The sequence below is a fragment of the Actinosynnema sp. genome (assembly GCF_052038725.1).
Genome location: NZ_JBQGCX010000745.1, coordinates 1 through 4,264, shown reverse-complemented (window position 1 = coordinate 4,264; position 4,264 = coordinate 1). Strand labels below are relative to the sequence as shown.

General features: G+C 72.7%; 5 protein-coding genes and 1 pseudogene. 1 reads left to right on the top strand and 5 read right to left on the bottom strand.

The window, feature by feature from the left end; genetic code table 11:
• The 5 genes and pseudogenes from ACTUAL_RS15440 to ACTUAL_RS15420 all read right to left on the bottom strand — a co-directional run.
• A pseudogene (locus ACTUAL_RS15440) lies at window positions 1–533 on the bottom strand (hypothetical protein); the annotation flags it as partial.
• Window positions 534–536: 3 nt separating this feature from the next.
• Entirely contained in the window at window positions 537–860 is a 324-nt protein-coding gene (locus ACTUAL_RS15435) for a WXG100 family type VII secretion target (RefSeq protein WP_440900746.1), read from the bottom strand.
• Window positions 857–1,624 (bottom strand): YbaB/EbfC family nucleoid-associated protein, encoded by a 768-nt coding sequence (locus tag ACTUAL_RS15430; protein WP_440900745.1) that lies wholly within the window; start codon window positions 1,622–1,624, stop codon window positions 857–859. The genes ACTUAL_RS15435 and ACTUAL_RS15430 overlap by 4 nt, the downstream gene beginning before the upstream one ends.
• Window positions 1,625–1,785: 161 nt before the next feature.
• Window positions 1,786–2,502, bottom strand: a complete 717-nt coding sequence (locus tag ACTUAL_RS15425; RefSeq protein WP_440900747.1) for an ABC transporter permease — start codon at window positions 2,500–2,502, stop codon at window positions 1,786–1,788.
• Between the two features lie 53 nt (window positions 2,503–2,555).
• Window positions 2,556–3,494, bottom strand: a complete 939-nt coding sequence (locus ACTUAL_RS15420; protein WP_440900744.1) for an ABC transporter ATP-binding protein — start codon at window positions 3,492–3,494, stop codon at window positions 2,556–2,558.
• Between the two features lie 121 nt (window positions 3,495–3,615).
• On the opposite strand from ACTUAL_RS15420, the gene ACTUAL_RS15415 reads away from it, so the two are divergent.
• Window positions 3,616–4,242: a DUF998 domain-containing protein gene (locus tag ACTUAL_RS15415; RefSeq protein WP_232520008.1), complete on the top strand. Its 627-nt coding sequence runs from the start codon at window positions 3,616–3,618 to the stop codon at window positions 4,240–4,242.
• Window positions 4,243–4,264: the final 22 nt, after the last annotated feature.

Genomic DNA, 4,264 nt, shown 5'->3' with positions numbered 1-4,264 from the left:
ATGCTGGAGATCTGGAGCAGTTGGGCCAGCTCACCGGCGTGCCCGGCGACCCCGTCGACACCGCCCGCGAACTGCCCCAGGCGCTCGGCGGCTGCCTCGGCGGCCCCGCCCTCCCAGCCCTGCACCTTGCCGCTCAGGTCCCGGTCGAAGGACTCGCGCAGCTTCGCGACGCCCTCGCCGATGGCGTTGAAGTTCTCGGCCGCCTGCGCCAGCGCGGGACCGTCGCCGCTGACGAAGTGGATCGCGTCCTCCAGCGGCTGCACGACGCTGATCAGGAAGTTCAGCCCCTGCCCGATCAGCCAGCCGAGCGGGTCCATCGCGATGGACGTGGCGGAGGTGCCCACCGATTGGATCAGCGCCGACGCATCCGAGGTGAGCGCCTGATCCCCACCCGGCTCACCGGTCTTGCTCGCCGCCTCGGCGGTCTTCAGGTAGTTCCCGTAGAACAGGGCGGCCTCGGCGGCCTTCTCCCCGGTGGTCTTCTCGCCGACGGTGATCTCGACCCCGCCCGCTTCCACCTTCTCCTCGGCCACGCGCTACCTCCCGCCGCTTCCGGTGTCGATGCCGTCGAAGGCCCGCTGGATCGCCTCTTCGGGGCCCCGGTAGTCCTCGGCGGTCGCCCGGAAGCGCTCACCCACCCCCCGCAGGCCCTCCTCCAGGTCGCCGAACAGCTCCTTGAGGTCACCGAGCATCCCGGTGTAGGTGCTCTTCACGAACAGCCCGACGACGCCCCAGGACTTGTCGCCGACGTCGGCCCGGTCGACCAGGCCCTTGATCTGCCCGGCCGTGCCCGCGTGCCCGTCGGCCGCGCCCGCGAAGCCCTCCAGCTCCGCAGGGTCCACGCTGAAGCCGCCGCTCATCGCCCGTCCTCGTCGTCGTAGAGGTTGAGGAAGCGGTCGTTCTGCTCGCCTCCGGGACCGGCCTGCGGCTTCGGCTGCTGCTTCCAGCCCTCGTTCATGAAGTTCCGCTCGGAGAAGTCCTCCTGCTGCGCCTCACGGCCCTGCGCTTCACGGCCCTGTGCTCCACGGCCCCGTGGCTTGCCCGGTTCGGGCTTGCCGGTCCGCGCTCCGGGTTGCGGCCTGCCGGGGTGCGGCTGGGCGGGCGGGGGCGTCGGCCCCTGCGGTGGCGCGGGACGAGCAGGCGGCGCGGGTGGCACGGGCGGACCGGGTGGGCGCGGCGGGGCCTGCTGCGGGGGAGCGGTCGCCTCGTCGGCGGTCACCGCCCGCAGCTCCTCCTTGGACATGCCGAACAGCTCGGCCTGGGTCTCCAGCACCTGCTCGGTCAGGTCCAGGTCGTCGCCGAACGCCTCGCCTAGCGCCCCGTCGACGATCCCCGCCTGCCTGCGCGCCGCCTCGGCGACCGCCTTGCGCAGCGTCGACATCAGCTCGCCCGCGAGCGCGTGCGCGGGCTTGCGCACGGCCTGCTCGGTGAGCCTGATGTCCAGGACCGCCCCGGAGGGGCCCGCGACGACGGTGACGGACCGGTCCGCCGAGGTCGCCGCGACCTCCAGCTCGGCCAACCGCTGCCGCATGTCGTCGACACCCGCGAACTGCCCCTCGACGCGGGTCATCCGCGCCTGGAACCGCTCGAACTGCGCGACGAGCTGCTCAAAATCCGCTGACAAAGCACGCCCCCCAAGGCCGTCCCCCGTGTGATCGGCCCACATCGTGACCGCTCAACGGGTGATTCCGGGGGAGAACGGGTGAAACGGGGCCGGAAAGCCGAGAGCGGGAGCGCCCACCTGGGGGGCGCTCCCGCTCTCGGGAAACGTCGGTACCGCTCGGCTCAGCTCAGCTTCGTCGTCCGCGTCGCCGCGATCCCGGCCACCGCGCCCCACGACACCTTCACCGCCACCGGCCCGAGGCCAGGACCGGTCCCGCGCACCAGCGCGGCCTCCAGGCCCTCCACCAGCGCGGCCGACGGCAGCAGGCTCACCACGGCGCCGACGCCCGACGGCATCGAGTCCGGGCTCAGCGCGACCCCGCCGACCAGCAACAACAAGAACCACACGATGTTCGCCAGCGCCAGCACGACCTCCGCGCGCAGCGCCCCGCCGAGCAGCACGCCCAGCGCGCCGAACGCCAGCGTCCCCAGCACCACCAGCAGCGCCGCCCAGGCGAGCCCGGCGGCGGTCGGCGACCAGCCGAGCAGCAGCGCCGTCACGCCCAGCACGGCCATCTGCACCACGACCACCGCGAACCCGGCGGTGATCCGCCCGGCCACCAGCAGCCACCTCGGCAGCGCGGTCGCCGCGAGCCGCTTGAGCACGCCGTAGCGCCGGTCGAACCCCAGCGCGATCGCCTGCCCGGTGAACGCCGACGAGATCACCGCCAGCGCGAACACCCGCGCCGCCGCCGACGCCACCCTCGGCTCCGGCACCGGCAGCACCGTCGCCAGGGTCAGGGCGACCAGCAGCCCCAGCGGGATGATCAGGGTCAGCAGCAGCTGCTCGCCGTTGCGCAGCGTCAGCACCGTCTCGGTCCTGGCCTGCGCCAGCAGCATCCGCCCCAGCGGGGCCCTGCCCGGCGCGGGCGCGAAGGTGCCCGGTTCGAACCTCACGACCGCAGCTCCCTGCCGGTCAGCTCCAGGAACACGTCCTCCAGGCTGCGCTTGGCCACCGTCAGCTCCTCGGCGAGCACGCCCTGCTGGGCGCACCACGACGTCACGGTCGACACCACCTGCGGGTCGACCTTGCCCTCGACCAGGTACGCGCCCCGGACGGTCTCGCGCACCCCCATGCCCTCGGGGAGGGCGGCGATCAGCAGCGAGGTGTCCAGGCCCGGCCTGGCGCGGAAGCGCAGCTGCTGCTCGTCGGCGCCGTGCGCGGTCAGCTCGCTCGGGCTGCCCTGCGCGACCACCCGCCCGCTGTCCACGATCACCACGTGGTCGGCCAGCGCCTCGGCCTCGTCCATCAGGTGCGTGGTCAGCAGCACGCTCACCCCGTCGGCCTTGAGGGCCGCGACGAGGTCCCACACGAGCCTGCGCGCCTGCGGGTCCATGCCCGCCGTCGGCTCGTCCAGGAACACCAGCTCCGGCCTGCCGACGAGCGCGCACGCCAGCGACAGGCGCTGCTGCTGCCCGCCGGACAGCCGCTTGTACGTGGTGCGGCCGACGCCGTCGAGCCCGAGGACCTCCAGCAGCCAGGCCGGGTCCAGCGGGTTCGCGGCGCACGCGGCCACCAGCCGCAGCATCTCGTCCGCCCGGATGCCGGGGTACCCGCCGCCGCCCTGGGGCATCACGCCCACGCGGGGCCGCAGCCGGTCGCCGTCGCGCCACGGGTCCAGCCCGAGCACGCGCACCTGACCCGCGTCGGCGGCGCGGAAGCCCTCGCACACCTCGACGGTGGTCGTCTTGCCCGCGCCGTTCGGGCCGAGCAGCGCCAGCACGCTGCCCCGCTCCAGGACGAGGTCGAGGCCGTTCACCGCGGTCTTGGCGCCGTACCGCTTCACCAGCCCCGACACTTCCACGGCAGGGCGATGGGGTTTCGGGCTCACGAAGGGCAGCGTAGGCCAATGGGGGTGGGGCGGGCCCCACCAGGGTTCTCCAGGAAGCTCCAGGGTCGTGTGGGGGGACTTCCCGATATCCCCGGATGGATCATTCCGCCATTATCTCCGTGTGGACGAGAACCGGGTGGAAATAGTCGCGGCGCCGCGGGCGCTGGCTGTTGCCGCACTCGTCGTCTCGCCTTTTCCCGTAGTTTACCTGCACCTCTCGTCCGGCAGTACGATCAGCCCTGTCCAGAACACGATCAGCGATTACGTCTCCGTTTCCGGTGGGACCTGGCTGCTGGGTCTCACCGCACTCGCGCTGGCGGTGGGGTCGATCGCGTTGCTGGTGGGCATGGTGCGCTCGGGTTTGCCGAGGCGGGGGCCGGTGGCGGTGCTCATCGGCCTGTGGGCGGCGGGGCTGGCCGTCGTGGCGGTCTTCCCGACCGACCCGCTCGGAGCCCCGACCTCGGTGACCGGACTGGTGCACAGGTACGCGGGCGCGGTGATGTTCGCGAGTCTCCCGATCGCCGGTTGGCTCGTTTCCCGCGCATTCCTGCCGAGCCCTTCGCTGCGTCGCCTCTCGGTACTCGCCGGATTCGCTTCCGGCGCATTCATGTTGAGCCACACGGCGGTATTGGGCGCGGGGAGCGGGATGGTCCTGCTCGGTCTCTTCGAACGCGTCCTGTTCGTCGTGCTGTACGCGCTGCTGTTCACGCTGGCGGCTGCGCTCTCCGAGCGGGAGGGGACGTCGTGACGTGGATCGCGGTGGGGCTGGC